This is a genomic window from Hanstruepera sp. CR43, assembly GCF_055227665.1.
Window position 1 is genome coordinate 3113515 of the sequence record NZ_CP200078.1, and the last position, 25291, is coordinate 3138805.

A 25291-nucleotide genomic window follows, 5' to 3' on the forward strand; every position below is an offset into this window, starting at 1 on the left:
ATTGTACTGCTGTAAAATATGAAGAAGATTTTAATTGTAGATGATGAGCCCAACATCGTGATGACGTTGGAATACGCTTTCAAAAAACAAGACTTTGAAGTGTATATTGCGAGAGATGGCAGTGAGGCTCTTCAGATATTAAAAAAGGATGTGCCAGATGTAATTTTATTGGACATTATGATGCCGAATGTAGATGGCTATCAAACCTTAAAATTTATAAAAGAACAAGCCAGTTTAAAGAATACCAAAGTGGTGTTTTTAACGGCTAAAAATAAAGCTTCAGATATTGAAAAAGGCTTAAAACTTGGAGCAGACAAATATTTACTCAAGCCGTTTTCAGTAAAAAAAATAGTTTCAGAAATTCTTGAACTACTCAATTAACCATTGGTTTTGTGTGCAAACAAACAATGTTTAATAGAATAAGTCGCAGATTTTTATATGTGCTTATTTGAAAAGTAGTATTGATTATGAAATTTCGTATCAACCCGTTAGCGTCCGATATTATTATTAGTATCTACGTGCTTATTACCCTATATCTTCGTTTTAAATTTGAAAATGACACACCTATAAGTACCGTTAATTCTATGGTTATTGGTGTTTGTTTTATTGTGATTATTTGGGTTTTGGTTAAACTGAAGGTTTTAAATCCCAATTGGTTTGGTTTGTTTAATTCAAAAAAAACAAAGTCATGACCTATCAGCAATTTTATAATAGCAGTATCCAAGATCCCGAAGGATTTTGGAAAACCCAAAGTGAAGCACTGGACTGGTTTAAAAAACCGGAAATTATAGTATCTAAAGGTCAACATGATTATTATCAATGGTTTGAAGATGGTGAATTAAATTTAAGCTACCTGTGTATAGACAAACACATCAAAGATGGTTTTGGAAGTCAGACAGCTATTATTTATGATTCACCAGTTACTCAAACCAAACAGCATATAACCTTTAATGAATTACATGATGAAGTCTCCAAATTGACTGGAGGTCTCCAGTCATTAGGTCTGCAAAAAGGCGATACGGCCATCATTTATATGCCAATGATACCACAGGCTATTTACGCTATGTTGGCTTGTGTTCGGATTGGTGTGATTCATTCTGTAGTATTTGGGGGATTTGCACCCAATGAATTAGCCATCCGAATTGACGACTGTCAACCAAAAGCGGTTATCACCGCATCTAGCGGTATTGAGATTCAGCGTATAATTCCATATAAACCTTATGTGGATGAGGCTATAAAATTGGCTAACCACAAGCCTCAAAAAGTCATAGTTTTTAATAGAAATCTCAACGCTGAAATCCCAAAACAGGATTATGATGTGGATTATCAAACACTCGTTGAGAATTCTGTTCCAGCAGAAGCTGTTTCTGTTCCTTCAACGCATCCATCATACATTTTATATACTTCTGGTACAACAGGAAAACCCAAAGGGATTATTCGTGATACAGGAGGTTATGCCACAGCTTTAAAATTCTCTATGAAATATATCTATGGGGTAGAACCTGGAGATGTGTACTGGGCTGCCAGCGATGTCGGTTGGGTAGTTGGTCATAGTTATATTGTTTACGCACCGCTAATCAATCGCAATTCCACGGTTCTTTTTGAGGGAAAACCTATCAAAACACCAGATGCATCGACCTTTTGGCGGGTCATTAGCGAACATCGTGTGAAGGTGATGTTTACAGCTCCTACAGCCATCCGTGCAATTAAAAAAGAAGACCCAAACGGCAAGTTTTTGAAACAGTTTGATATGTCGTGCCTAAAATATCAGTTTTTGGCGGGTGAGCGTTGCGATGTGGCTACCTTAAAATGGACAGAAGAAAAACTTCAAGTTCCTGTCATCGACCATTGGTGGCAAACCGAAAGTGGCTGGCCTATGTTGGCGAATATGGCTGGTTTGGAATTACAGGATGTGCAACCAGGATCGGCAGGATTTCCAGTGTGTGGTTATGATATCCAAATATTAAATGAAGAAGGCCAGGAAGTCTCATCCAGTAGTGAGGGCTATGTGGCAGTAAAATTACCTTTGCCACCAGGAACGCTCATGAATCTCTGGGGAAATCCGGAACGTTTTAAGTCAGGTTATTTGGAAAAATTTCCGGGCTATTATTTTTCGGGAGATGGGGGCTATAAAGATGAAGATGGCTATGTATTTATTACTGGTCGTGTAGACGATATTATTAATGTTGCTGGGCATCGCTTGTCAACGGCTGAAATGGAAGAAATTGTGGCGTCGCATAAAGCGGTTGCAGAGTGTGCTGTTTTTGGTGTCCACTGTGATTTAAAGGGCCAAAAACCATTAGGATTAGTGGTGTTAAAAGCTGAAAACAACGACAGTGAAGAAGATATCCAAAAGCAGATTATTCAGGATGTACGACATGAAATTGGAGCGGTTGCTTCATTTCGAGATGTTCTGGTGGTCGATAGGTTGCCGAAGACACGATCTGGAAAAATTCTTCGTAAATTGTTACGCAATATAGCCGATGAGATGAGTTATAATATTCCATCGACTATCGATGATCCTGAAATCATAAATGAAATAACTGCAGTTTATAAAATCAATCAAATAGGAATACATAAAAACTTAACGAGTCATGAGTAATTATCATATAAAACATTTAGAAGAGTATTATCAAGTTTATAGAAAATCAGTTCGAGAACCAGAAAACTTTTGGGAAGAAGTAGCTGGTGAACATTTTCTATGGCGGAAAAAATGGGATAATGTATTAAGCTGGGACTTTTCAAAACCCGAAATTAAATGGTTTGAAGGTGCCCAACTCAATATTACCGAAAACTGTATCGATAGGCATTTAACAACACGAGCCGATCAAACAGCTATTTTGTTTGAGCCTAATGATCCTAGTGAAAAGGCGGAACATATCACTTACAAACAACTGTATCATAGGGTCAATAAAATGGCCAATGTATTAAAATCAAAAGGTGTTCAAAAAGGTGATAGGGTTTGTATTTATGTACCTATGATTCCAGAATTGGCTATTGCTGTATTGGCTTGCGCTAGAATTGGCGCAGTGCATTCAGTGGTTTTTGCTGGATTTTCTTCTACAGCTTTGGCAACACGGATTAATGACTGCGATTGCAAAATGGTCATCACGAGTGATGGTTCTTATCGTGGTGCCAAAACGATTGATTTAAAAGGTATCGTAGATGATGCTTTGGAATCATGTCCTGGTGTTGAAACCGTTCTTGTAGCCAAACGGATTAAAAGTGAGGTGACTATGAAAGACGGTCGAGATGAATGGCTGGAGCCGTTATTGGAACAAGCTTCTGATGAATGCCCTGCTGAAATCATGAAAGCTGAAGATCCGCTATTTATTTTATATACATCGGGATCTACGGGACAACCTAAAGGCATGGTACACACCACTGCTGGTTATATGGTCTATACGGCTTATACCTTTAAAAATGTGTTTCAATATCGGGATGGTGATGTCTATTGGTGTACGGCTGATATAGGATGGATTACTGGACATAGCTATATTGTCTATGGTCCGTTGTGTAACGGAGCTACTACTGTGATGTTTGAAGGTGTGCCAAGTTATCCGGATTTTGGTCGTTTTTGGGAGATTGTTCAAAAACATCGGGTTAATCAGTTTTACACAGCTCCAACAGCTATCCGTGCTTTAGCCAAGCAAGGTTCTGAATTAGTTGAAAAATATGACTTATCCTCATTAAAAGTTTTGGGTTCTGTGGGAGAGCCAATCAATGAAGAAGCATGGCACTGGTATAACGATAATGTTGGAAAGAAAAATAGTCCTATTGTGGATACCTGGTGGCAAACAGAAACAGGCGGTATTATGATTACGCCAATCCCTTATGTCACCCCAACAAAACCTACTTATGCTACCTTACCATTTATTGGTATCCAACCAGCATTGATGGATGAAAATGCTGAAGAATTAAAAGGCAATCAGGTAGAAGGGCGTCTATGTATTAAATTCCCATGGCCTAGTATGGCAAGAACCATTTGGGGTAATCATCAACGATATAAGGATACTTATTTTTCAGCGTTTGAAAACAAGTACTTTACGGGTGATGGCGCTTTAAGGGATGAGGTTGGTTATTACCGTATAACAGGTCGTGTGGATGATGTCATTATTGTATCAGGTCATAATTTAGGAACAGCACCAATCGAAGATGCTATCAATGAACACCCAGCTGTATCTGAATCGGCTATTGTAGGTTTCCCACATGATGTCAAAGGTAATGCCCTTTACGGTTATGTAATTTTAAAAGATACTGGTGAAACCCGTAATCATGATAATTTACGCAAGGAAATCAACCAGATTATCACGGAACATATTGGACCGATTGCCAAATTAGATAAAATTCAATTTACTCAAGGCTTACCAAAAACGCGATCGGGTAAGATTATGAGACGCATCTTACGAAAGATAGCCCATAAGGATACGAGTAACCTGGGAGATATTAGCACATTACTTAACCCGGAAGTGGTTCAGGATATTATGGATAATGCGCTATAAAATTATTGATTAATATCAAAGAAGGCGCTTCGGTTGAAGCGCTTTTTTTAAAACAAACCGATGCGTTTTTTTGGTAAAGTTAAGTCTTCCAGTTTTAATTTAGGCTTGTTCTTTTTTAAGAGGGCAATCAATTTCAAAAACAGAACAGCCGTAATATAAGCATCACCAGAAGCTGTATGTCTATCATGTTGTGGAATGTTAAATTGTTTCGATAGGTCATCCAAACTGAAATGCAGGTTCGGGTTTGCTGAATTCAAGGTGGTTCTATAAACAAATCCAGTATCAACAACCTTGTTTTTGAGGTTGGGTAAGCCCAGACGTTTCAAACAGGCGTTGATCATGGCAATATCAAATGCTGCATGATGCGCAACTAGTACTGCATTTTTGATATGTTTTAAAAAATCCTTGATAGCCGTTTCTTCAGAAACTTTCTCTAGCTTTCCCGTTTTTAAAAGCCCATGAATTTTAACGGTGTCTGCATTAAACGTGTCTTGCCTTAAATAGACCTCTAATTGATCAGAAACACTAATGGTATTATTTTTAATAGCAATGGTTCCAATGGATAGTATCCGATCAATTTTAGGGTTTAATCCTGTGGTTTCAGTATCAAAAACAATGAACCTGATATCATAAAGGTCTTGTTCAGAATGGTTGTCAAACGACGATAGATACTCATTCCAGAAAGGCGGATAGTTATGTTTTTTAAACCATCCCATATTACATGAGTTGTGATAATTTGAATCGGGTTTGAATGAGTTCCTGAACCGATTTTATGGCTTTGAAACTGTTTTTAAGCTCTAATCTATCTGCTTTGCTCAATTGCTGTAAATCTATGAAACGACCGGAATCGGTATGTTTGAGACCTTGTTTGGTTCTGAAACGCAAGAGATCTTCATAACTCAAGAGGCATGCTTCATAAATATCCTTGTTTTGAGGCTCCAAATCCATTAGTTTTTGATAGCGTGCTGTGGTATTATTGATGGACGCTATGTGTTTCGATAGAATCAGCAAACGTGCAGCATCAACCAATGGCATCATCGCTCGTGCCTTAATGTCAAATTGATCTTTATGTTCACCTGAAGATTCTACTAAAAAGTTTCTAAAGAAGCTTAATGGTGGCGGATTGTTAAGTGCATTCAAACCGAGATAATTTAAAAAGATATCATGAGAATCAATGGCATCAAAAATATTTTCAGATAGCTTATTAGCCAGAGTTTGGTCACCATAGACAAATGCAAAATCAAAAAATATGGTGCAAAGCATCAAATTGTCTTGATCAGGATGGGTAATCCAACGTTTAAATTGTGATTGCCATTCAGATAATGATAGGCACCATTTGGGATTACTACCCATCATATTGGCAGGACAATACTCATAACCGACGGTGTTCAAACCCTCGGTGATTTTTTTTGCAAATTCTAAAAAATAGTTTTGTGTTGTTTGATGGTCTGCTTCCTGAACGTTGTCAAAAACCAAAAAATTATCTTGATCCGTTAACAGCAATTGCTCCTGTCTACCCTGACTACCCATTGACATCCAAGCAAAGTCAACAGGTGGTTTTGTAGGCATATCTTTAAGTGCCAAGCTGATGACCTGCTTGGTAATATTATCGTTAATGGCTGAAATAATTTTAGAAATATGGTTAATGGGTAAATTTTGTTCCAAATACCGTTTTAATAATGATTCACAACGAATCCGAATCTGTTTTAATTCAAGACTGGTTTTGCAGCGTGTGATTTCTTTTACTAATACCGAGGCATTATTTTCCCGAAGAACCAAAATATCATGTTCTGACAAAATACCGGTTAAAGCAGAATTAGGTGTACCATCTTTGGTGATACACAGGTGAGTTATTTTATGCTCCAACATAGCAATTTGGGCTTCTGCCACTGAAATAGTTTCAGGATAGGTAATAACGGGTGAGGACATAATTTCAGTAACTGGCGCCTCAATACTGACTTGACCTGTAGCAATTTTAATCCGTATATCTTTGTCCGTTATAATACCAATGGGTTTTTTGTTATCCGTGATAATGATACTCCCAACACGTTTGTCGGTCATGGTTTTGGCTGCCTCCTGTATTTGCGTATCTGGATTACATGAAATAGGATTTTTGCTATAGGTTATACTTTCGGCTTCATTAAAGTCACCAATGGACACTGCTGACAGTGGGTTTTGCCAAGTGTTATCGTGTCTTAATGAGGTATTGGAGGCAAAGGATTGCATTAAAAACTTATTGGCCTCCATGTTTGAGGTAATGTATTCTTCTAACAAATCAGATGAAATACTATAGACTATACTTTCCTCTAAAGCTTTGGCTGTGAGTTTGTAATTGCCTTGTCTGATTAAGGCGCGTAAACCAAAGATGTCGCCTTCATCACATTCATCAACGAGGTTTTGGGTGTCTTCCCGATACAAGCCAATGGCACCCTCACGAACCACATAAAATACACTTTTGACGGCTTCGGTAGTTTTAAAAACAAAGTTCTCGGGCTCCACATAAATCACTTCAACAGCTCCAGATATGGCCAGCAATTGATCATGCTCAAGCATGTTGAATGGTGGATATTGTTTTAAGAAATCCGATATACGCAGTGCGATGGTATTCATGACAGAAAGTTAGTCATAATTGTTAGGTATAACTATGAGAATTGTCATAAAATTGGTAAAATGATATACTTTGTAAATCAGGTTGTTGTGTGGATAATTTTGCACCTTTTTTTGGTATCTTGCTATTCCTAAAATCCAATAATGATGAAATATCTAGTAAGCTGCCTCTTTCTTTTTTTAAGTTTTCAGGCCATTTCTCAAGTACAAATACCAGATACCGTTAAAGAAAATATTCAGGCCAGAGTGGAGTCTGGTGAAAATGTAGGAATATCGATAGCCTACATTGAAGGCGATAAAGTTGATTTCTATAATTATGGCACAACCGATTTAAAACATAACATTCCAGTAAATGAACATACGGTTTATGAAATAGGGTCTATTTCTAAAGTCTTCACCTGTATCATGTTGGCTGATGAAGTTTTGAAAGGCAATATGAAATTATCAGATCCCATCAAGATGTACTTGCCTAAAGAGGTTAAGGTTCCTACTAGAAATGGTAGGGAAATTACCCTATTGGATTTAGCCACACATACATCGGCATTGCCCAGAATGCCTGATAATTTTAACCCTAAAGATCCTAGAAATCCTTATGCGGATTACACTCCAGAATTGATTTATGAATTTTTGTCTTCTTATGAACTAACTCGGGATATTGGTTCACTATATGAATATTCCAATTATGCCATGGGATTATTGGGACATATTTTGGAATTACATACAGGCAAAAGCTATGAAACACTTTTAATAGAAAAAATAGCGCATCCTTGCAATATGATTAGTACCAGACTGACATTAACCGATAGTATGAAAAACCATCTGGCAAAACCTCATGCACAAGGTGTGGAGGTGTCCAATTGGGATTTAACAGGCTTGGCTGGGGCAGGAGGTATCCGTTCAACAAGCGAGGATATGGTCAAGTTTTTACAAGTTAATATGGGTGTTTCAAAACCAGCCATTTTTGAAGCCATGACATTAAGTCAACAGGTAGCTTATGAAAACCAGGAAGACCAATTTAAAATTGGTCTGGGCTGGCATTATGCACAAAATGGCGATGATACCATAATCTGGCACAATGGTGCCACAGGCGGCTATAAATCATTCACTGGGTTTATTGAAGGAACCCAACAGGGTGTTGTAGTTTTGGGAAATGCAGATACTGATATAGGTCGTTTAGGTATGAAGCTATTGGGAGATCCCAGGCCATTGGAAATGCCAACCCCTTCTATAGCAACTGTCGTCAATAAAGAGATTAATGCGAACGGTATGGAATCGGCTATTAAACTCTATCAGCAGTTAAAGATGGAGCAACCGGATAACTATAAATTTGATGAAAATCAATTAAACACCTTGGGTTATAAATACTTATCTGAAGGTCAAAATACGATGGCCTTGGAACTTTTTAAATTAAATGTAGCTTCATTTCCAAAAGCTTCCAATCCTTACGATTCTTTAGGTGAAGGCTATTTAAAAGTGGGTGATACTGCACAAGCCATAACCAATTATAAGAAGTCGTTAGAGTTAAATCCTGCTAATGACAATGCGAAAACGGTGCTATTGAGGTTAGGTGTTGCCAAATCAGAATTGGTCACGGATGTTGAGGTTCCCATTGATGTGATGGATGCCTATTGTGGTCAATATGAATTGCAACCAGGATTTGTTATTACGGTCACTCGTCAAGATAAACAATTGTTAGCCCAGGCAACAGGTCAGCCACAATTTGAGTTATTCGCGTCTACGTATAACAAATTTTATTTAAAGGTTGTTGATGCACAAGTAACTTTCAATGCCAACGACAAAGGCAAAATAGATAGCTTGACCTTACACCAAAATGGTCAGGATATGCCTGCAAACAAAATTCAGTAGCGTCCACATTCATAAATTTGGGTTCTCTAACCTAAAGTTGCTCCAGTGATTTAAATTTCTAAAAATACAGAACTAGAGCTTTATTTATTATTTTTGATTTCAAATTTCTAAAGCAATAAACGATCCAACGACTCTTCAATTATATCAGTAATTATATTGAGCTAACCCCTCAAGAATTGGACGTATTGTCCAACTATGTTTCCGAAAGGAAGTATTTAAAAGGGCAATATATTCTTCAGCAAGGTGATGTTTGTAAACACAGCAGCTTTATTTTGGAAGGCTGTACCAAAATGTTTTATGTAGATGATACTGGTCAGGAACACATTATCATGTTGGGAGTAGAGGATTGGTGGGTTTCCGATATCGGTAGTTTTATTGAACAAAAACCAGCGCAGTTCAATATTCAGTGTTTGGAAGATACGGTGTTGGCGCAATTCCATGTGGATACCATTGATGAGGTCTTCCAAAAAATTCCATCGTTGGAACGGTTCTTTAGAAAATTATTGGAGCGTGGTTTGGCCGCTTCCCAAAAGCGCATCATTAGAAACTTTAGTATGACAGCCAAAGAGCGCTACCTCTATTTTAGAAGTACCTATCCCAACATCGAGCAGCGCATACCTCAATATTTATTGGCTTCTTATTTAGGTATAACTAAAGAATTCTTGAGCAAAATAAAGAGTCAGTTGGCTTCTCAGTAGACCTCCAGAAAATCATATTAAACTAGTTTAACATCATTTCATAATCTAGTTCATTTTTTAAGCCGTGCTTATGTGTCAACTTTGCATTGTAAAATTAATTACACTAATAATTTAAATACAATGAAACGATTAACAGTAATTTTGGTTGCATTTGCAACATTCACAACTATGAATGCTCAAAAAAAAGACATTAAGAAAGATAATAGCCAAGTACAATGGAAAGGCTATAAAGTAACAGGATCACATGAAGGTACTATCGCTATACAATCAGGGAATCTGGTATTTGATGGTGAAACCTTAACAGGTGGCAGTTTTGTAATGGATATGACGACCATTGGTTCAACAGATTTAACTGGAGAATACAAAGGTAAATTGGATGGTCACTTAAAATCAGATGACTTCTTTGGTGTTGAAAAATATCCAACAGCACAATTGGTTTTTACTAATGTTAAAGCAACTGGTAAAAATTCTTATGAAGTCACAGGTGATCTAACCATTAAAAGCACCACACATCCTGTAACATTTACTATGTCTGTGTATGGCAGTAAAGCAACAGCTAATTTAAAAGTGGATCGTAGTAAATACGATGTACGTTATGGTTCTAGTAGCTTCTTTGACAACCTACAAGACAAAGTAATCTATGATGAATTTGACATCATAGCCGACTTACAGTTTTAATTAATAGCAAATTGCATGCAACCAAATCAAAAAGCCACCTAAATAGGTGGTTTTTTTGCACTAATCCCATGGACCAGTTTTGGTAATGGTATCAAATTGTTGGTCTTTAAATCGGAACAAACCTTTCCAGCCACCAAACCAAAACCGTTTTTTGCTGTCTCGAAGTATAGTAATAATGCCAGCAGAACCCAGTCCAGATTCTTGGTTATACAGCCTAAAGGTACTGCCATCATAGTTGTAAACGCCCTGATGTTCCATAGCAAACCAAACAGAACCATCGATGTCTTCATAAAAACCAGAAGCTTCGGTTCCTTTAATTAGACCCTCGCTAGTTAGATTTTTGAAATTCTGGCCGTCATATAGACTGATGCCACCAAACATGGTACCAATCCATATAGAACCAGTACTATCTTCAAATAGTCCCGAAATAGTATTGTCACATAATCCATCTGCTTTGGTGAAATGTGTAAATGTTTTGCCGTCATATTTACAAATACCGTAACCATCAGTCCCAAACCAGAGATTACCATGATTATCTTCTAGTATGCTGGTTATACGATCATAGGAAATAAGAGCTTGCGGATTCGACACATTGGATTTAGGTATGTGAAACGTTGAAAATGTTTGACCATCAAATTGACTGACACCTTCTGATGTGCCAATCCAGATTGTGCCATCTTTGGTCTTGGTCATACACCAAATTTCATTGTGAACCAATCCATCATCGGTAGTTAAATAAGAAAAACTATTGTCTTCAGGATGATATTGTGTAATGCCTTCAGAGGTGCCAAAATAAATCGAGCTATCGTCTTCCACAACAACTGCCGATACACGGCTATCACCAAGCCCTTTGTCTTTAGTGAAATAGGTCAAACCCTCACCATCATACCGTATAACACCATAATGATTGGTGCCAAACCAAAGGTTACCTTTAGGGTCTTCATGGATGGTTCGAATCCAATGCGCCAATTGGCCTTCGTAAAAAAGTGGTACGAAGGTATCATTCGGAATGTTAGTGCTATCTGGTTTGGCACTAGGCGTAAATAAGTAGTCGGAATCGGTTTCTGTTTGGGTAGGTTCATCTTTGGAATTAACCTGACCTTTTTGACCATTACAGGATATGCTTAAGAAGGTTATAACCAACCATAAAATGGATGTTGCGTGACTCATAAAAGGTTTTTTTCAAATGTAACCCAAAGCCATATAGCGGACTGTTTTCAAGTGTCAAAAAAGTGTCAATTTTTGGGTTAGCGTAATATTTTTTCCATTTTACGCCCTTTGGCCAACTCATCAATAAGTTTTTCCATCTGTCTGCATTGTCTATACAATTCAAATTCATCTTCTATCTCTTCAATCCGATAACCACAAACAACGCCTTTAATCAAATCGGCATTCGAATTTATTTTAGCCTTTTGAAAAAATGTTCTAAATGTCACTTTTTCATCAATAAGCGCTTGTAAAGTCTCTTGATCAAAACCGGTGAACCACTCAATTACCTGGTTGAGTTCGGCTTTTGTTCTGCCATTTTTTTCTATTCTATTTAGATAATGTGGGTAAATGGATGCAAATATTAAATTGGCAACCTGTTCATTTTTCTCTGGTGTTACTTTCATAGTATCCTGTTATTTGAGCCGTAACAATTGGCCTTTTCGTTTGACAATATTTTTATAGTCCCATTGAATATCTTGGGCTTTTTGAAGCCAGCGTTTCAAGTCAGTTGGATTTATTTGTTCAGGTGACGTATAAAATACGGAAGCATCTTTAAACTTTTGACCTCTAACTGACAGACCAGCTTCATCAAAGCTGGCACCACTCCAGAACATTAAGCGCCAACCCGCTTTTTGCTTGCTGTAACCTACTATGGGGTTATCATTTAAAAACCAAACAGGATGCCCATGCCATATCTTACTGGTGCTTTCTGGTAATTCACTGTCGATGAGATTGGCCAATATATTACAGATTTCTTGATCTGAAGCCTCTTGGGTTTGATTGTAAGTTTGGATATCCATACTCATCACATGCGGTTATAGTCTTTCAATGTTTTGATTAATAGGTCAGGAGGGAGGTTATAGGCTTTGTTTCTGTTAATACCCTCCATGGTTTCCGCAGCAATCATGGCATTTATAACGGCTTCTTCTACTGCCTGTACTGTGGCATCAAAAAAGGGTGTCATCCAATCGTTTGATAACATTTTTAAATCGGTAGTCTTTTCGCGACTAAAGGCATCTTCATTGGCTGTTGAAAATGCTATAAAAATATCTCCAGACCCATTACTGCCTCTACCGCCAACAACGCCTATTCCTATGGTTACCCGTTGGGCTATGCGTTTTAATTGGTGTGGTAACAAAGGCGCATCTGTAGCAACCACGACTATAATGGAACCGTCACCTTCTTGTCTTCTGGATTTTGGAGGTGCATGGTACTCATAATTAAGCGTGTCTTTCAAGGCTCTGCCCACAGGAACACCCAATACACTGAAATTATTTTTACCCCCAAAGTTGGATTGAACCAGTACACCAAGCGTATATGTAGTGTCTTTGAGTTTAATAACGCGCGATGAAGTTCCCGTACCGCCTTTAAAGCCCAAACATGTCATTCCTACTCCACCACCAACATTGCCTTCTGCAATGGGACCGCTTTTGGCATCATTAATGGCTTCCAACACATGTTCCTCTTTTACATGAAATCCGTAAATATCATTCAAAAACCCATCATAGGTTTCGGCAACAACCGGGTAGGTGTACCACCAATTTTCACCACGGTACCAATCGGTATCAACATACCATTTTAAAACAGCATCCCTCACCACACCCACACTATTGGTATTGGTTATCATGATGGGTGTTTCCAAAAAACCCGACTCCGTAATCCAAGTAGTTCCAGTCATTTCGCCATTGCCGTTTAGACTATGCCAATCAGCAAACACAGGACTGAATTTTTTCTGCTTACCTCTGGGGAAAATGGCAGTCACGCCTGTTCTAACGGGGCCCTTTCCTAAAATATGGTCATTGTCACCTGATATAATGGTACTATAACCTACTTCAACACCTGGTACATCGGTAATGGCATTATAGGTGCCAGTTTCTCCCAAAAAAGGAACACCCAAATCTCGGGCTTTACGTTGTTGACTATATGTATGGGATATAAATAAGGCAATCCATAAAAATACGATGAAGCGTTTCATATTCAGTTGGTTTTGTTTTTTACTAAATTAAGAAACAAATGGTTAAAAAAGTGTCCAGATGATTTTTAAGTTATTCAGTATCTTATACAAAAGACTTAAACCCACCATATACCATTCTACTGGCATCAAAAATCAAGCGTTCAGAGTCCATCAAGGGTGCAACCAATTTAGCCATTCTGGCGTCTAATGGAACTTGTTGGTTGGCTGAATCCCGAATGGCTTTGGACGGAAAAACAACCCAACCAAATACAACCACCTCGTCTTCGTTACTAGCTATAGTTTCTGGAAACGATTTTACGCCTTCCAAAGTGAAATCATCACCCACAAACTCATGATAGGCCAAGGCACCATATTCTTTCCAGATTTCAGCCACCTGTTTAGCCACCTTCTGGTATTCATCAAGGTGTTGTTTGGGAACGGGTAGCACAAAGCCATCAATATAGTTTGCCATGGGTGTTAATTTTATTTACATGTTGCGTTGAGCTCCTGTTCAAAAGATTCTGTCACATGCTGATTGTTCATCTTTTTAGCCCTTTTTAGAAATTCTTTCGCCTGTTTACAATCTCCAAGATACATCTTTACAATGGAAAGTTTGTAAACCGTATTGGAATCGCTATCATCAAATTCAAGGGATTTTTCCAAATAATCATTGGCTCTTATAAGAAAATCTGAAGAATCGCTCGAGTCATTTTCAAGGCTCTCATAATAATCACCAAGGTATGTGGTGCCATAATCCGTTAAAATTTTACTGTGTTCAGGATTGATCTTTAATCCTTTGTCATATTGTTCGCGAGCCTTTCCCATGGCGCCAAGATTAAAATAAATCGTTCCAAACCCATAATAGGCATCGGCATTATTTTGGTTTAGCATGTAAGCTTGATTAAATCGTCGCATGGCCGTTATAAAATCACCCTTGTCGTACAAATACACAAATCCTAAATCACTCATTTTTTTACTGGCCATTTTCGCATCGCCCTTGTAGTATTCCAAGATGTCTTTTTTAAATGCCGCATCATCTGCTTTTTGGGATTCTGTTTTTTCTGCATGACCATATTCTGGTTGTAGTGAGATATCTGTTTCAGCCTGCCGTTCCCATAATATATAGTTGGTGTTTTGGGCAGTCGTACAAACAGAAACTAATAAGAAAAAGGGAATGATAAGTAATTTCATGGCGTTGGATTTATGTCGTTCACGTAAGCTTAAAGTTATAGATTTTTGATTTGGTATTTAATTATAACCTTTTTTAGTCACTGGATTTTGATCCTACTGACTTTTAAAACTACAAAACAAAAATTGCTGCGTGGTATCAAAAGGAGTCACGTGGTCTTCAGTCATACAGGAAATCTTTTTAAATCCATCCTGCCATTTTGAGATTAGTTCGGTCTCGCTATATTGCTTAATATCAAGTCCGCTACATTTTTTAGGACCATGTTCTGAAAAGGTTCCAATGATGATATAACCACTAACAGATTGTCTTGCAATTTCTATATAACTTTTGATGTCATGCTGGGTAGTCAAAAAATGAAAGGCAGCCCTGTCGTGCCATACATCATAGACTTCAGTAGGTTCAAATTCCAGAATGTCGCTAACGATCCATTTGACCATTTCGGCTTTTTTGCCTAGACGGCTTTTTGCTTTTTCAAGCGATTTAGCCGAAATATCTAAAACGGTAATATTTTCAAATCCGTTGTCAAGCAAATGGTCAACAAGTTTGCTGTCGCCACCACCAATATCAATAATTTTAGCAGATTTTTCGAGCCCGAAGGAGTTTATAAATTCAAGCGATGTTTTGGGGTGCGCTTGAGTCCAGCTCACTTGTTCAGGACTTTTGGTTTCATAAACGGTCTCCCAATGGGTTTTTCTGTCTGAATGCATTTTGTTTGACTCAATTTTTCTAGGTTAATCAGCAGAGCCAAATATAGGCGTCAGTAAGGGGTTAAAGTTACTATCTTTTTTGTTATGCAAGTCTAAAGGAGCTATACACGTTGTTAACAAACGTTTTTTATTTGGTCAATTCGTAATATTTAAATCGACCGTTCTTTTTATTCTCTTTTTTATATCCTTTAGCATCTTTGTGTTCTGGAATTTCAAACACACTATTTTCAATTTCCCTATTATTTATTTTAACTAATTTATATTCCTCAAATAAGTCCGAATTTTTCATGTCCAACTTATAATAGAATAGAATAGAGTTTTTCAATTCAGATGCCATTTGTTCTGGATGTATTTGTTCTCCGATGTTCCTTAATATATTTCGATTGTCGGACAGCTTAAATTCTTTAGATTCTGAATAAACATAAGTTTCGTTTCCAAATTCTCTTTCCACAAAAAGCTTCTTTAATTCACGATTTTTTTTGTCGAAATTTAGAATTGTGTCTGATTTTGATAATGAAACTATTCTTCCAAAATGTGAATTTTCTCGATTGTAAAGTTTTCCAAAATTCAGATTATCCTCATTCATTGAGAGGTTTTTGGATTTGCTCGAGTTGTCTTTATAGATGACATAAATTTTTTTCAAAGAATCAATAAAAAGTATTTTTTCGTAGTTCTTTTTGTTTGTCAGTTTTATATAATTCTTGTCCTTGTATGTTATTGTTAAAGTATCGTAAAATTTCCTTGATTCTGAATAGTTTTCAGATTTCATTTTCATATCGTGATGATAAATCAATTCACCTTCAAATACATTATCATTAGATGAAAGGCTAACCAATACAATACAAAATATGAATGTCAATATTCTCATTTCTCAAATGGTAGCTAACGGTCTCGTATAACCGTCAGTTACGGGTTTAAAGTTAATGTTTTTCGGTTTAGCACAGACGTTAGCAATTCCGAGTGGATTCGGACGTAGTCGAATCCGCCGTAATTGCGGTTATACATTGTTGGCGGTAGTTTTTTCTCTTTCATTCAAATAATTTCTGATAAAGTCCACATTTTCTTTTAGTTCTCCGTTTGAGTTTTTTAAAGTCAATTCGAGTAAAAAGTCCACTCGTTTTTTTTCATCCTCGTAGTCGATAATTTCACACCATAAAAGTTGGTCAAGTACTCCAATTCCCCCGCCAATTACTTTTTTGTCATTCAAGAATTCCTCTATCCATTCATAACTTTCTTTCACAGCTAATTGTTTTATTAACCATACAGCCATTGAATTCCGTTCACCCTTATTTTCTCCTTTATAAATTCCGTATGCAATTTTTGCAGCTTTGGCAGAAGAAATATGTCTTAAGCAGTTCATTGCCAGTTCACTTGAATGTCCATTGAAATCAATTGCCTTTTCAACAGCATCTTCAATCCATTCATCTCCCAAAATCATTTCAAATGCTTTTTCGGCTCTGCGAGTTCCGTACGATTGAATTTCATCGGATAGCTGTTTGTCTAATTTATTCCAATCTGTTTTCATTTCTCAAATTACCGCCAACGGTTTTGTGTATGATTTCGTTGCGTTGGTTTAGCAACTAATTTAGTAAAAATAACTGGCAATAATTCAGCGCGAGGATTTTCCGAAAGGAAAATCAGAAGCAATGAATTATACACGTTGTTGGCAAATCGTTTTTTTTAAAATCCACGTCCAAAAGCTTTTTTGTCAGCTATCATTTTCTTTGTTCTCCTAGTCCCTAAAAAAGTAAAAATCAGCGTGAAAATCGGAAAATAGAAAGGAAGTTTTGATTTGAAAAAATAGTAAACCAAAAAGTCCAAAATAATTCCGAATGCGATATATTTCAGTTTGTTTGTTCCTTTATGTCTAAAGTCTCTTTCGTGGATTAAATACTGTCCAGTTTTTAAAATGTATTTGTTATATAATTCCAGTTGAGTTTTAGTTCCAGTCGGTAAATCAGTTATTTTCAATTCGTCAATGTATTCAACAATCAGAGTTTTATATTTTTCAGCTTCTCGGTTGTGGTGAAACTTTAAAAGTTGATTTCCAATATTCAACGTTGAGTTATAATTTACGTGTCCTTTTATTTCTTCAGTTTCAGACTCGAATAAGTTTATAAATTCTTCTAATTTTTCTTTTAAAGTCTCGTTGTTCATTAATTATCGAGAATTTTTAAATGTTTGCCAACTTGTTATATCAACATAAATATAAGCGTTTAATCGGTCTCATACCCGGATAAGATAACTTTTTTGTTTCGGTTAACAGAAATCACTTTTAAACAGTATCATTCAAATACTAACAAATCTCCCTAATATTTCCTCCATATTTCCGTCGTATGTAGTTGGTATTTACTTGGTATTTAGTTGGTGTTTACTATCGAAAATTCCTACAAATATAAACAACCAAATGTTGGTCTCCTTTTGGTCAACATAAGGCAGTCAACCTTAAAGCATAAAAAAAAGGTAAGCACGAATGCTTACCTCTTTGCCCCAAATCTACCATAAACTTAACCTACTTATGTTATGGTACTGCCAATATAAATCCTCTTTAATTACATAACCATAAAAATTTGTTAAAGCGCACAAATAATCTGTAAACAGTCAAAACAGGGTATATTCCCTGATTTTTGAAATCAGTTCGGGCAAAAACTAATGGTTTCAAAGGAGTTCATTAACTTTACGGAAAACCAACAACTAAAACCCCTTCCTTATGGATATCAAATTGGCCGTCCTCATTGATGGCGACAACATTCCATCAGCCTATGTCAAGGAAATGATGGAAGAAATAGCCAAATACGGCAACCCAACTATTAAACGCATCTACGGCGACTGGACCAAACCACACCTGTCCAAATGGAAAAACATGCTTCTGGAAAATGCCATTACACCCATACAACAATACGGCTACACGCAAGGCAAAAACGCTACGGATAGTGCCATGATCATTGATGCTATGGATATCCTGTACAGTCAAAAAGTCAATGGGTTCTGCCTGGTGTCCAGCGATTCCGATTTCACACGCCTGGCTACGCGCTTGCGTGAAGCGGGTATGCAAGTCTACGGCATTGGCGAAAAGAAAACACCAGAACCCTTTATTGTAGCCTGCGATAAGTTTATATACATTGAAATCCTCAAGCAACAGGCATCAGATTCTGATACTTCTGACAAAGACAAAACAACCGCATCCAAACCCAGCTACGATAAAATCACACCCAAAGTCATTCAGCTTATTTCCCATACCATTCAGGATTTAGCCGATGATGACGGCTGGGCATTTTTGGGCGATGTTGGTAGTCTGTTACAGAAAAAGCAACCTAATTTCGACTCCCGTAATTATGGATTTCAAAAACTAACGCCGCTTATAGAGTCCATTAAAGAGTTTGAAATCGATAAGCGCGAAGGCGGCAACGGACGCTTTAAGCTCATTTATGTACGGAAGAAACAACGTCAAACCAGAAGAAGAAAAAAATAGTATGTTAAGCCACACACTCACCAAACTGTTTGTTCGAGATCTTACCAAACTTCAGGAAGAAATACAAGCTTATTCTAACGAAAAGGACCTTTGGAAAGTCACGGAGGGCATTTCCAATTCTGCTGGCAATCTGTGTTTGCATCTGGTTGGCAACCTCAATCACTTTATTGGTGCCGAATTGGGTGACACGGGATATATCAGACAACGTGATCTGGAATTTTCAACTAAAGATGTCCCTCGAGAAACTCTCTTGCAACAGGTAGCTGATACCAAAGTCATGATTACAAAATCATTAAAATCACTAACTGAAGCACAGTTACAAGAAGAATATAGACGCAACCCCTTTGAAGATTACATGACCACCGAATACTTTTTGGTACACTTAACTATGCATTTGGCCTATCATTTAGGACAGATAAATTATCATAGAAGATTATTGTAATTGTAAAGTATATCTACATTACCATTCGGTAACATTGCAAGACTCAGTAATCACTATTTCCTGATTATTCGTTAATATTCCGGTAACGTCTGTTATCTAAAAAAGCACGGAATTTGCAGCAAAAACTATGGACTTATTTTTAGTTAGTTTTGGTGCCTTATTCTCCATTATGAATCCTTTGGGAACGGTACCTGTTTTTGTAGGATTGACCCAGGAAAATTCCAAAAAGGAACGCGCCCTAACTGCTTTCTGGACGGCCATTGATGTATTGGCCATTTTGTTATTATCTTTTTTTGCCGGCAAGTATATTTTATCCTTTTTCGGTATCAGTTTAAATGCCCTTAAAATTGCTGGTGGGTTAATTATTGCATCCTCCGGTTTTGCCTTGTTGACGGGTAAGTTTCGAGAACACAAGGGTATGAAGCGTGATAAGATTCAACAGGACATAGAAACCCGCGATGCGATTTCGTTAACGCCATTGGCTATTCCTATGCTGGCAGGACCAGGAACCATCTCATTACTGATTACCTACAATCAGGAATACCAATCCACATTACAAATCGGTACTATTTTGGGAGCCATGGTTTTGGTAACGATAGCTATTTATCTCATTCTGAAATCGGCACACTTTATTGTCAAGTTTTTGGGCGCGTCAGGTATCAATGCCTTATCCCGAATAATTGGGTTTATTGTCATTGCCATTGGTGTTGAATACATCAAAGGTTCGGTTGTAGCTATTTTGACTCAGGCTTTAGGCTAGACTTGTTTTTTACTGCCCAAAAGAGTAAAACTGACAAGACACCGCATACCGAAAATCCAATAAACAACGGTAGCACGCTGTCAGTTACAAAACTACCAATATAGTTGGCAATAGGTACCGCCATAATGGTTGAAATAAAGCCGTTAAGCGCAGCGCCAATACCGGCTATATGACCAATGGGCTCCATGGCCAAAGACCGAAGGTTTCCAAACAAAAAACCGATGGCCGTAAATTGGAGTCCAAAAAACATGACCAGTACCGATAAATCAGGGTTGTTGCCATTATGAAAGAGAACCACATATAAAATAGAAATGATACAGTAGGCTATAGCAGCTGTTACGGCAATACGCTTCATGCCAAAACGCAATACCAAGGTGCTATTGATAAAGGTTGAAAACCCAATGGAAATGGCCAGACTGGCAAAGATATAAGGGAATAAATCAGCAAGGTGATACTGATGTTCAAAGATTTGTTGTGAGGTACTCAAATAGACCATAAAGGAGCCAGTTATCAATCCGGAAATAAAGGTATAAGCTACCGCATCTTTGTGTTTAAAAAAAGTCATGGTACCATTTACCAACTGTTTTCGGGATAACGAAATTCTGGATGGTTTGGGTAGGGTTTCGGGTTGGCGTTTGTAAAACCAGATCATAACAGCCACACCAAATAATAAATTAAAATAGAAAATGGACTGCCAGTCATAAAACGTAATCAAGAACTGTCCAAAAGTCGGTGCCACCACAGGTACCAAAATAAAAATCATAACCACAAAAGACATCACCTTGGCCATATAATCACCACTGTAGGTATCCCGAACCATGGCGATACTAATGGTACGTGGTGCCGAAAGACCCACACCTTGCAAAACACGACCCAGTATCATCAATTCAAAGCTTTTAGTGGTCACGCAAAGGATACTGGCAATCACAAAGAGTATAAAACCGGTATATATGATGGGTTTACGACCATAACTATCCGATAGTGGTCCAAAAATAAGCTGCCCGAATCCCAGACCTAAAAAGATCATGGTCACCAATAACTGATTTTTAGAAACATCTACCACGCCTAGAGTCTGACCAATGTCAGGTAGAGCAGGTAACAGGGCATCAATAGACAAGGCCACGATAGCCATGAGTGATGCCATTAAGGCAATAAATTCAATATTTACGGAACCGTTTTCGGATTGTTGTTTTAGCATGTTGCAAAGGTACTGTGCTTTTCAATGGATGCTAAAAGACTAATCATAAAGTCTTCTTAAATAATCACACGAACATCTCCCAATTCCTGAACTCTGAATTTGAAGTTTTCACTCGGTGTTCCAATAAACATAAAATTCACAGGAATGTGCCAGCGCTTGGACAACTCCTTGATTTTAGTAGGACCAAAGTATCCAGCTTCTTCAACAAATTCAATATGAATTTCGGGATAGGCTCGATCCAAAACAGCTACATCCGAAATAAGATTTTGGGCTACTTCGGCACCAGGTTTTACAACTGCTACAATCTTTAAGCGTTTGGTGTGTTCATTTTTGGAAATATATTGCAAGACTTTGTTAAGTGTAGAAACATCATCGTGGTTGGTAAAAAATACAAAAGCTTGATTGTTTATTTTTGCAATGGTCTTTTTGATGAAGGCATCCATTTTACTAAATAGCTCACTATTTTTTGGTAAAATATATTCCAGTAAATAGAGTAGTGCTTTTAAAATTTTAATGCGGTAAAGCATAAAACCAACAACCAATAAGGTTGGAACGAGATATTCCAGAAAAATAACCAGATATTCAGGTTTCAAAATCATATTACCAATCAAAGCGGTTATAACACCAGCTATAGCAACAAATAGGGCCAATGGTTTCACACGTTCTGGTCTGGGTAATTGCTTGCGGTTTATTTTTAAGAGAAGATTTCCCAATCCAAATAGCACCATAACACTTAAAAAAGCAATGGTATAGACACCTGCCAGGGCTTCCAGATTGCCTTTTGTAATCAATAAAATGGTCACGCATAAAATAAAGAAGGTGATAAAAATGATGTAGGAACTACCTCTTTTGTTTTTTACGAGCAGGAATTTAGGTAAAATACGATCCAATGTCATGCGCTCAACCAAACCACCAACACCTACATAGGCTGTCAAAACAGCGCCACTTAAAACAAGCATGGCATCAATGGAAATAATATAAAACAACCAGTGGCCACCAACCGTTTCACCCATAAAGGATAGTAGGGTTTCTTCATGATGATGAATACTGGCCATTGGCAATATAGCTAAAGCTAAAAATGCAATTAACGGATTGAATATGGTTACAATGACCCACATGTTTCGTAAGGTCTTTGGAAAAACACCAGCCTGTTGTTCTTCAACATAATTGGCCGAACTTTCAAAACCACTAATACCTAGCATGGCTGCCGCAAAACCAAAAAATAAAGCCGTACTGATATTGCCTTCCAAAGGCGACTGAAAGTTTTCAATAAGATGACTAATACCATTTTGTAAAAGATAATATCCACAAAACAGACATAATAATGTTAAAGACGATAGATGAAAAATAAAAATGGTAATGGCCACCTTGGACGATTCGCCAATACCCATAATCACAATGATCATAAATACGGCTAATAAGCCGATAGTCACATATACCACTGGTATATTTGACCACAGACTATGAGCATATTTCACCGACTCACTGGCAGAAATAACAGCGGTAGCCATATAAGATAACACGGTGAGTGTGGCCGCAAATGATGCGGTGGACTTTTGGGTTGTATTGAGTAACGCATTATAGGCACCGCCATTGAGTGGGAGAGCACCAACCACCTCGCCATAAATACGTCTGAATAAAAACAGAATGCCTGCTACCATCAATAAGGATATCCAGGCATATTGCCCTGCGTAAACTATGGCCAATGCGGATACATACAAACAAGAGGAACTGATATCATTCCCACAAATGGCTGTTGCTGCTAATTGATTGAGTTTACTTTTCATAAGGTGATTCAATTTAAAAAGCCTTCATCAAATGAATTTGGTGAAGGCTTTTATTATGTTTCTGTATGGAGCATCTATTTTTTGCTTCTTGTGTAAACTATTTCCATATTTTTTATTTCCTGTTCGCCCATCACCATAAACATTTCAAATTTATGCGAGTCTTCTGATAATTTTGTGAATACCTCTTTGACCTGCATATCTTGTCCAGTCGCCGGATCCATCATGCTTCCACGAAGGGTCAGCGTATTAGTGGCTTCATCCAATTGCCCTTTCATAAGCATAATACTGCTACCAAAGTTGTCTATCCAGGTAGCAATGAATTCCTTTTTGGCATTGTCATAGCCTGTAATACTTTCACCCATAAAAGGTTGTCCCATCATATTCCCAGTATGCTGCGAACGTTGGTACAGGCCATTCAAAATCATGGTATTGGTAGTGGTCGCTTCCGATATACTTGGTGGTTGTGTAGGATCCATCCACATACTCACTTTAGCGTTCCAATCACCATTCATAGAGGCCAGCCACTGGTGGTATTTGCCTGGGGTCATATTGTCCTGCCAGGCTTTCATTTCTTCTGGGGTTTGAGAAAAAGCAGTGAAGCTCAACAATAAGCCCATGCTTAAAGGGATTAGTTTTTTCATGTTGTTTTACGGATTAATTAGTCTCATAAATATACTAAATTACAACGGAATATTGCCATGCTTACGCTTGGGCGCATCCACTTTTTTATCCTCCAACATGGCAAATGCCTTAATGAGTTTACGACGCGTATCTTTTGGTAAAATGACTTCATCAATAAATCCGCGTTCCGTAGCGCTGTAAGGATTGGCAAACTTCTCGGCGTATTCAGCTTCCTTTTCTTTCCATTTGACTTCAGGATCACTGGCATCCTTAATGTCTTTTCTAAAAATAATTTCCGCAGCTCCTTTGGCACCCATCACAGCAATTTCAGCACTGGGCCAGGCAAAGTTCATATCCGAACCAATGTGTTTAGAATTCATTACATCATAAGCACCACCATAGGCTTTTCTTGTAATTACGGTAATTCTTGGTACGGTTGCTTCACTAAAAGCATATAATAATTTAGCACCATGTACAATAATACCGTTCCATTCCTGATCGGTTCCAGGCAGGAATCCTGGCACGTCTTCAAGCGTTAATAATGGAATATTAAAGGCATCACAAAAACGGACAAAACGTGCCGCTTTTTTTGAACTGTTGACGTCTAATACACCAGCTAAAAACATCGGTTGATTGGCAACAATACCAATAGATTTTCCGCCTAATCGCGCAAAACCGACTATGATATTTTCGGCGTGGTCTTTATGGATTTCATAAAAAGAATCAGCATCAATAATACCTGCAATGACTTCGTGCATATCATAGGGTTTATTGGCATTATCGGGAACGATACTAGCCAGTTGGTCTCTCAATTCATCACCCAATTCATAAGGTAAGGCCTGTGGTTTTTCCTGATTATTTTGTGGTAAGTAGCTCAATAGCTTTTTGACGTCTTCCAGACATTCCACATCGTTGGCAGATGTTTTATGAGCCACACCCGATTTTGAGGCATGGGTAGATGCACCACCCAATTCTTCACTGGTCACTTCTTCATTGGTCACTGTTTTAACCACGTTGGGTCCGGTAACAAACATATAACTGGTATTTTCAACCATCAAGGTAAAATCGGTCATAGCAGGGGAGTACACAGCACCACCAGCACAAGGACCCATAATAGCTGATAATTGCGGAATGACTCCCGAGGCTTGTACGTTTCTATAAAAAATATCGGCATAACCACCCAAAGAGCGCACACCTTCCTGAATACGAGCACCACCAGAATCATTTAATCCAATAAGTGGCGCACCCACTTTCACAGCCAAATCCATAATCTTACAAATCTTTTCGGCGTGGGTTTCAGATAAGGAACCACCAAAGACCGTAAAATCCTGTGCAAAAATATACACTAGTCGGCCATCAATGGTACCATAACCAGTAACAACACCATCACCATAAAATTGTTGTTTGTCCATACCAAAGTTTTTGGTACGATGGGTCACCAGAGCACCAATTTCTTCAAAGGAGCCTTCATCCAATACATATTGAACCCGCTCACGCGCGGTTAATTTTTTATTGGCATGTTGTTTTTCTATACGTTTTTCGCCGCCACCTAATTGGGCCTGGGCTAATTTTTCATTTAAGTCTTTTATTTTGGATTCCAT

At 37.8% G+C, this 25291-nt stretch carries 25 protein-coding genes; 9 read left to right on the forward strand and 16 right to left on the reverse strand.

The window, feature by feature from the left end; translation table 11 throughout:
* Positions 1-18: 18 nt before the first annotated feature.
* The 3 genes from ACKXGU_RS14265 (at position 19) to acs (ending at position 4502) form a co-directional block, all read left to right on the forward strand.
* A complete protein-coding gene (locus ACKXGU_RS14265; protein ID WP_463465937.1) occupies positions 19-381 on the forward strand; it encodes a response regulator transcription factor in 363 nt (120 codons plus the stop codon).
* A 307-nt stretch (positions 382-688) separates the two neighbouring features.
* Positions 689-2602, forward strand: coding sequence for an acetate--CoA ligase (locus tag ACKXGU_RS14270; RefSeq protein ID WP_463465938.1), 1914 nt, complete (start codon positions 689-691; stop codon positions 2600-2602).
* Positions 2595-4502 carry an acetate--CoA ligase gene (acs, locus tag ACKXGU_RS14275; protein ID WP_463465939.1) on the forward strand — a complete coding sequence of 636 codons (1908 nt, stop codon included), beginning with the start codon at positions 2595-2597 and terminating at the stop codon, positions 4500-4502. The genes ACKXGU_RS14270 and acs overlap by 8 nt, the downstream gene beginning before the upstream one ends.
* Positions 4503-4549: 47 nt before the next feature.
* On the opposite strand, the gene ACKXGU_RS14280 is transcribed toward acs, so the two are convergent.
* Positions 4550-5218: a 3'-5' exonuclease gene (locus tag ACKXGU_RS14280; RefSeq protein WP_463465940.1), complete on the reverse strand. Its 669-nt coding sequence runs from the start codon at positions 5216-5218 to the stop codon at positions 4550-4552.
* A 1-nt stretch (position 5219) separates the two neighbouring features.
* On the reverse strand, positions 5220-7112 hold the full coding sequence (locus ACKXGU_RS14285; protein ID WP_463465941.1) for a DUF294 nucleotidyltransferase-like domain-containing protein: 1893 nt from the start codon (positions 7110-7112) through the stop codon (positions 5220-5222).
* A gap of 141 nt (positions 7113-7253) precedes the next feature.
* Here ACKXGU_RS14285 and ACKXGU_RS14290 point away from each other — a divergent pair, with 141 nt between their 5' ends.
* The 3 genes from ACKXGU_RS14290 (at position 7254) to ACKXGU_RS14300 (ending at position 10351) form a co-directional block, all read left to right on the forward strand.
* Entirely contained in the window at positions 7254-8975 is a 1722-nt protein-coding gene (locus ACKXGU_RS14290; RefSeq protein WP_463465942.1) for a serine hydrolase, read from the forward strand.
* 176 nt (positions 8976-9151) lie between these two features.
* Complete coding sequence (locus tag ACKXGU_RS14295) at positions 9152-9673, forward strand: Crp/Fnr family transcriptional regulator (protein WP_463465943.1); 522 nt, start codon at positions 9152-9154, stop codon at positions 9671-9673.
* 168 nt (positions 9674-9841) lie between these two features.
* Positions 9842-10351: a YceI family protein gene (locus ACKXGU_RS14300; protein ID WP_463467441.1), complete on the forward strand. Its 510-nt coding sequence runs from the start codon at positions 9842-9844 to the stop codon at positions 10349-10351.
* 60 nt (positions 10352-10411) lie between these two features.
* On the opposite strand, the gene ACKXGU_RS14305 is transcribed toward ACKXGU_RS14300, so the two are convergent.
* From ACKXGU_RS14305 to ACKXGU_RS14350, 10 genes are all read right to left on the reverse strand, one after another.
* Positions 10412-11521 (reverse strand): ligand-binding sensor domain-containing protein, encoded by a 1110-nt coding sequence (locus ACKXGU_RS14305; protein ID WP_463465944.1) that lies wholly within the window; start codon positions 11519-11521, stop codon positions 10412-10414.
* Positions 11522-11598: 77 nt separating this feature from the next.
* Positions 11599-11964: a DUF2200 domain-containing protein gene (locus ACKXGU_RS14310; RefSeq protein ID WP_463465945.1), complete on the reverse strand. Its 366-nt coding sequence runs from the start codon at positions 11962-11964 to the stop codon at positions 11599-11601.
* A 9-nt stretch (positions 11965-11973) separates the two neighbouring features.
* Positions 11974-12360 (reverse strand): DUF1801 domain-containing protein, encoded by a 387-nt coding sequence (locus tag ACKXGU_RS14315; RefSeq protein WP_463465946.1) that lies wholly within the window; start codon positions 12358-12360, stop codon positions 11974-11976.
* Between the two features lie 5 nt (positions 12361-12365).
* Positions 12366-13535: a DmpA family aminopeptidase gene (locus ACKXGU_RS14320; RefSeq protein ID WP_463465947.1), complete on the reverse strand. Its 1170-nt coding sequence runs from the start codon at positions 13533-13535 to the stop codon at positions 12366-12368.
* Between the two features lie 82 nt (positions 13536-13617).
* Positions 13618-13986 (reverse strand): DUF1428 domain-containing protein, encoded by a 369-nt coding sequence (locus tag ACKXGU_RS14325; RefSeq protein WP_463465948.1) that lies wholly within the window; start codon positions 13984-13986, stop codon positions 13618-13620.
* Between the two features lie 11 nt (positions 13987-13997).
* Entirely contained in the window at positions 13998-14705 is a 708-nt protein-coding gene (locus ACKXGU_RS14330) for a tetratricopeptide repeat protein (RefSeq protein WP_463465949.1), read from the reverse strand.
* Positions 14706-14798: 93 nt separating this feature from the next.
* On the reverse strand, positions 14799-15410 hold the full coding sequence (locus tag ACKXGU_RS14335) for a class I SAM-dependent methyltransferase (RefSeq protein ID WP_463465950.1): 612 nt from the start codon (positions 15408-15410) through the stop codon (positions 14799-14801).
* A gap of 127 nt (positions 15411-15537) precedes the next feature.
* Complete coding sequence (locus tag ACKXGU_RS14340) at positions 15538-16278, reverse strand: hypothetical protein (protein ID WP_463465951.1); 741 nt, start codon at positions 16276-16278, stop codon at positions 15538-15540.
* A 129-nt stretch (positions 16279-16407) separates the two neighbouring features.
* The gene (locus ACKXGU_RS14345; RefSeq protein ID WP_463465952.1) at positions 16408-16935 is read right to left on the reverse strand and encodes a hypothetical protein; all 528 of its coding nucleotides are present in this window, start codon (positions 16933-16935) and stop codon (positions 16408-16410) included.
* A gap of 155 nt (positions 16936-17090) precedes the next feature.
* The gene (locus ACKXGU_RS14350) at positions 17091-17567 is read right to left on the reverse strand and encodes a hypothetical protein (RefSeq protein ID WP_463465953.1); all 477 of its coding nucleotides are present in this window, start codon (positions 17565-17567) and stop codon (positions 17091-17093) included.
* A 553-nt stretch (positions 17568-18120) separates the two neighbouring features.
* Between ACKXGU_RS14350 and ACKXGU_RS14355 the strand changes: the two genes are divergently transcribed.
* The 3 genes from ACKXGU_RS14355 (at position 18121) to ACKXGU_RS14365 (ending at position 20084) form a co-directional block, all read left to right on the forward strand.
* Positions 18121-18882, forward strand: a complete 762-nt coding sequence (locus ACKXGU_RS14355; protein ID WP_463465954.1) for an NYN domain-containing protein — start codon at positions 18121-18123, stop codon at positions 18880-18882.
* A gap of 1 nt (position 18883) precedes the next feature.
* On the forward strand, positions 18884-19324 hold the full coding sequence (locus ACKXGU_RS14360) for a DinB family protein (protein WP_463467442.1): 441 nt from the start codon (positions 18884-18886) through the stop codon (positions 19322-19324).
* Between the two features lie 127 nt (positions 19325-19451).
* Positions 19452-20084, forward strand: coding sequence for a MarC family protein (locus tag ACKXGU_RS14365; RefSeq protein ID WP_463465955.1), 633 nt, complete (start codon positions 19452-19454; stop codon positions 20082-20084).
* On the opposite strand, the gene ACKXGU_RS14370 is transcribed toward ACKXGU_RS14365, so the two are convergent.
* The 4 genes from ACKXGU_RS14370 to ACKXGU_RS14385 form a co-directional block, all read right to left on the reverse strand.
* Positions 20059-21282, reverse strand: a complete 1224-nt coding sequence (locus ACKXGU_RS14370) for a multidrug effflux MFS transporter (protein WP_463465956.1) — start codon at positions 21280-21282, stop codon at positions 20059-20061. The genes ACKXGU_RS14365 and ACKXGU_RS14370 overlap by 26 nt on opposite strands.
* A 56-nt stretch (positions 21283-21338) precedes the next feature.
* Positions 21339-23069: an APC family permease gene (locus tag ACKXGU_RS14375; RefSeq protein ID WP_463465957.1), complete on the reverse strand. Its 1731-nt coding sequence runs from the start codon at positions 23067-23069 to the stop codon at positions 21339-21341.
* 74 nt (positions 23070-23143) lie between these two features.
* Positions 23144-23710 carry a DUF1579 domain-containing protein gene (locus tag ACKXGU_RS14380; RefSeq protein WP_463465958.1) on the reverse strand — a complete coding sequence of 189 codons (567 nt, stop codon included), beginning with the start codon at positions 23708-23710 and terminating at the stop codon, positions 23144-23146.
* Between the two features lie 39 nt (positions 23711-23749).
* Positions 23750-25291, reverse strand: a complete 1542-nt coding sequence (locus ACKXGU_RS14385; RefSeq protein WP_463465959.1) for an acyl-CoA carboxylase subunit beta — start codon at positions 25289-25291, stop codon at positions 23750-23752.

Bases quoted from the DNA above. Each gene is read 5' to 3' on its own strand.
- ACKXGU_RS14340 (WP_463465951.1), bottom strand. From the start codon at position 16,278: ATGAGAATATTGACATTCATATTTTGTATTGTATTGGTTAGCCTTTCA.
- ACKXGU_RS14370 (WP_463465956.1), bottom strand. From the start codon at position 21,282: ATGCTAAAACAACAATCCGAAAACGGTTCCGTAAATATTGAATTTATT.
- ACKXGU_RS14355 (WP_463465954.1), top strand. From the start codon at position 18,121: ATGGATATCAAATTGGCCGTCCTCATTGATGGCGACAACATTCCATCA.
- ACKXGU_RS14315 (WP_463465946.1), bottom strand. From the start codon at position 12,360: ATGGATATCCAAACTTACAATCAAACCCAAGAGGCTTCAGATCAAGAA.
- ACKXGU_RS14290 (WP_463465942.1), top strand. From the start codon at position 7,254: ATGATGAAATATCTAGTAAGCTGCCTCTTTCTTTTTTTAAGTTTTCAG.
- ACKXGU_RS14380 (WP_463465958.1), bottom strand. From the start codon at position 23,710: ATGAAAAAACTAATCCCTTTAAGCATGGGCTTATTGTTGAGCTTCACT.
- ACKXGU_RS14335 (WP_463465950.1), bottom strand. From the start codon at position 15,410: ATGCATTCAGACAGAAAAACCCATTGGGAGACCGTTTATGAAACCAAA.
- ACKXGU_RS14300 (WP_463467441.1), top strand. From the start codon at position 9,842: ATGAATGCTCAAAAAAAAGACATTAAGAAAGATAATAGCCAAGTACAA.
- ACKXGU_RS14360 (WP_463467442.1), top strand. From the start codon at position 18,884: ATGTTAAGCCACACACTCACCAAACTGTTTGTTCGAGATCTTACCAAA.
- acs (WP_463465939.1), top strand. From the start codon at position 2,595: ATGAGTAATTATCATATAAAACATTTAGAAGAGTATTATCAAGTTTAT.
- ACKXGU_RS14285 (WP_463465941.1), bottom strand. From the start codon at position 7,112: ATGAATACCATCGCACTGCGTATATCGGATTTCTTAAAACAATATCCA.
- ACKXGU_RS14365 (WP_463465955.1), top strand. From the start codon at position 19,452: ATGGACTTATTTTTAGTTAGTTTTGGTGCCTTATTCTCCATTATGAAT.
- ACKXGU_RS14265 (WP_463465937.1), top strand. From the start codon at position 19: ATGAAGAAGATTTTAATTGTAGATGATGAGCCCAACATCGTGATGACG.
- ACKXGU_RS14310 (WP_463465945.1), bottom strand. From the start codon at position 11,964: ATGAAAGTAACACCAGAGAAAAATGAACAGGTTGCCAATTTAATATTT.
- ACKXGU_RS14375 (WP_463465957.1), bottom strand. From the start codon at position 23,069: ATGAAAAGTAAACTCAATCAATTAGCAGCAACAGCCATTTGTGGGAAT.
- ACKXGU_RS14270 (WP_463465938.1), top strand. From the start codon at position 689: ATGACCTATCAGCAATTTTATAATAGCAGTATCCAAGATCCCGAAGGA.
- ACKXGU_RS14280 (WP_463465940.1), bottom strand. From the start codon at position 5,218: ATGGGATGGTTTAAAAAACATAACTATCCGCCTTTCTGGAATGAGTAT.
- ACKXGU_RS14350 (WP_463465953.1), bottom strand. From the start codon at position 17,567: ATGAACAACGAGACTTTAAAAGAAAAATTAGAAGAATTTATAAACTTA.
- ACKXGU_RS14330 (WP_463465949.1), bottom strand. From the start codon at position 14,705: ATGAAATTACTTATCATTCCCTTTTTCTTATTAGTTTCTGTTTGTACG.
- ACKXGU_RS14325 (WP_463465948.1), bottom strand. From the start codon at position 13,986: ATGGCAAACTATATTGATGGCTTTGTGCTACCCGTTCCCAAACAACAC.
- ACKXGU_RS14305 (WP_463465944.1), bottom strand. From the start codon at position 11,521: ATGAGTCACGCAACATCCATTTTATGGTTGGTTATAACCTTCTTAAGC.
- ACKXGU_RS14345 (WP_463465952.1), bottom strand. From the start codon at position 16,935: ATGAAAACAGATTGGAATAAATTAGACAAACAGCTATCCGATGAAATT.
- ACKXGU_RS14385 (WP_463465959.1), bottom strand. From the start codon at position 25,291: ATGGAATCCAAAATAAAAGACTTAAATGAAAAATTAGCCCAGGCCCAA.
- ACKXGU_RS14320 (WP_463465947.1), bottom strand. From the start codon at position 13,535: ATGAAACGCTTCATCGTATTTTTATGGATTGCCTTATTTATATCCCAT.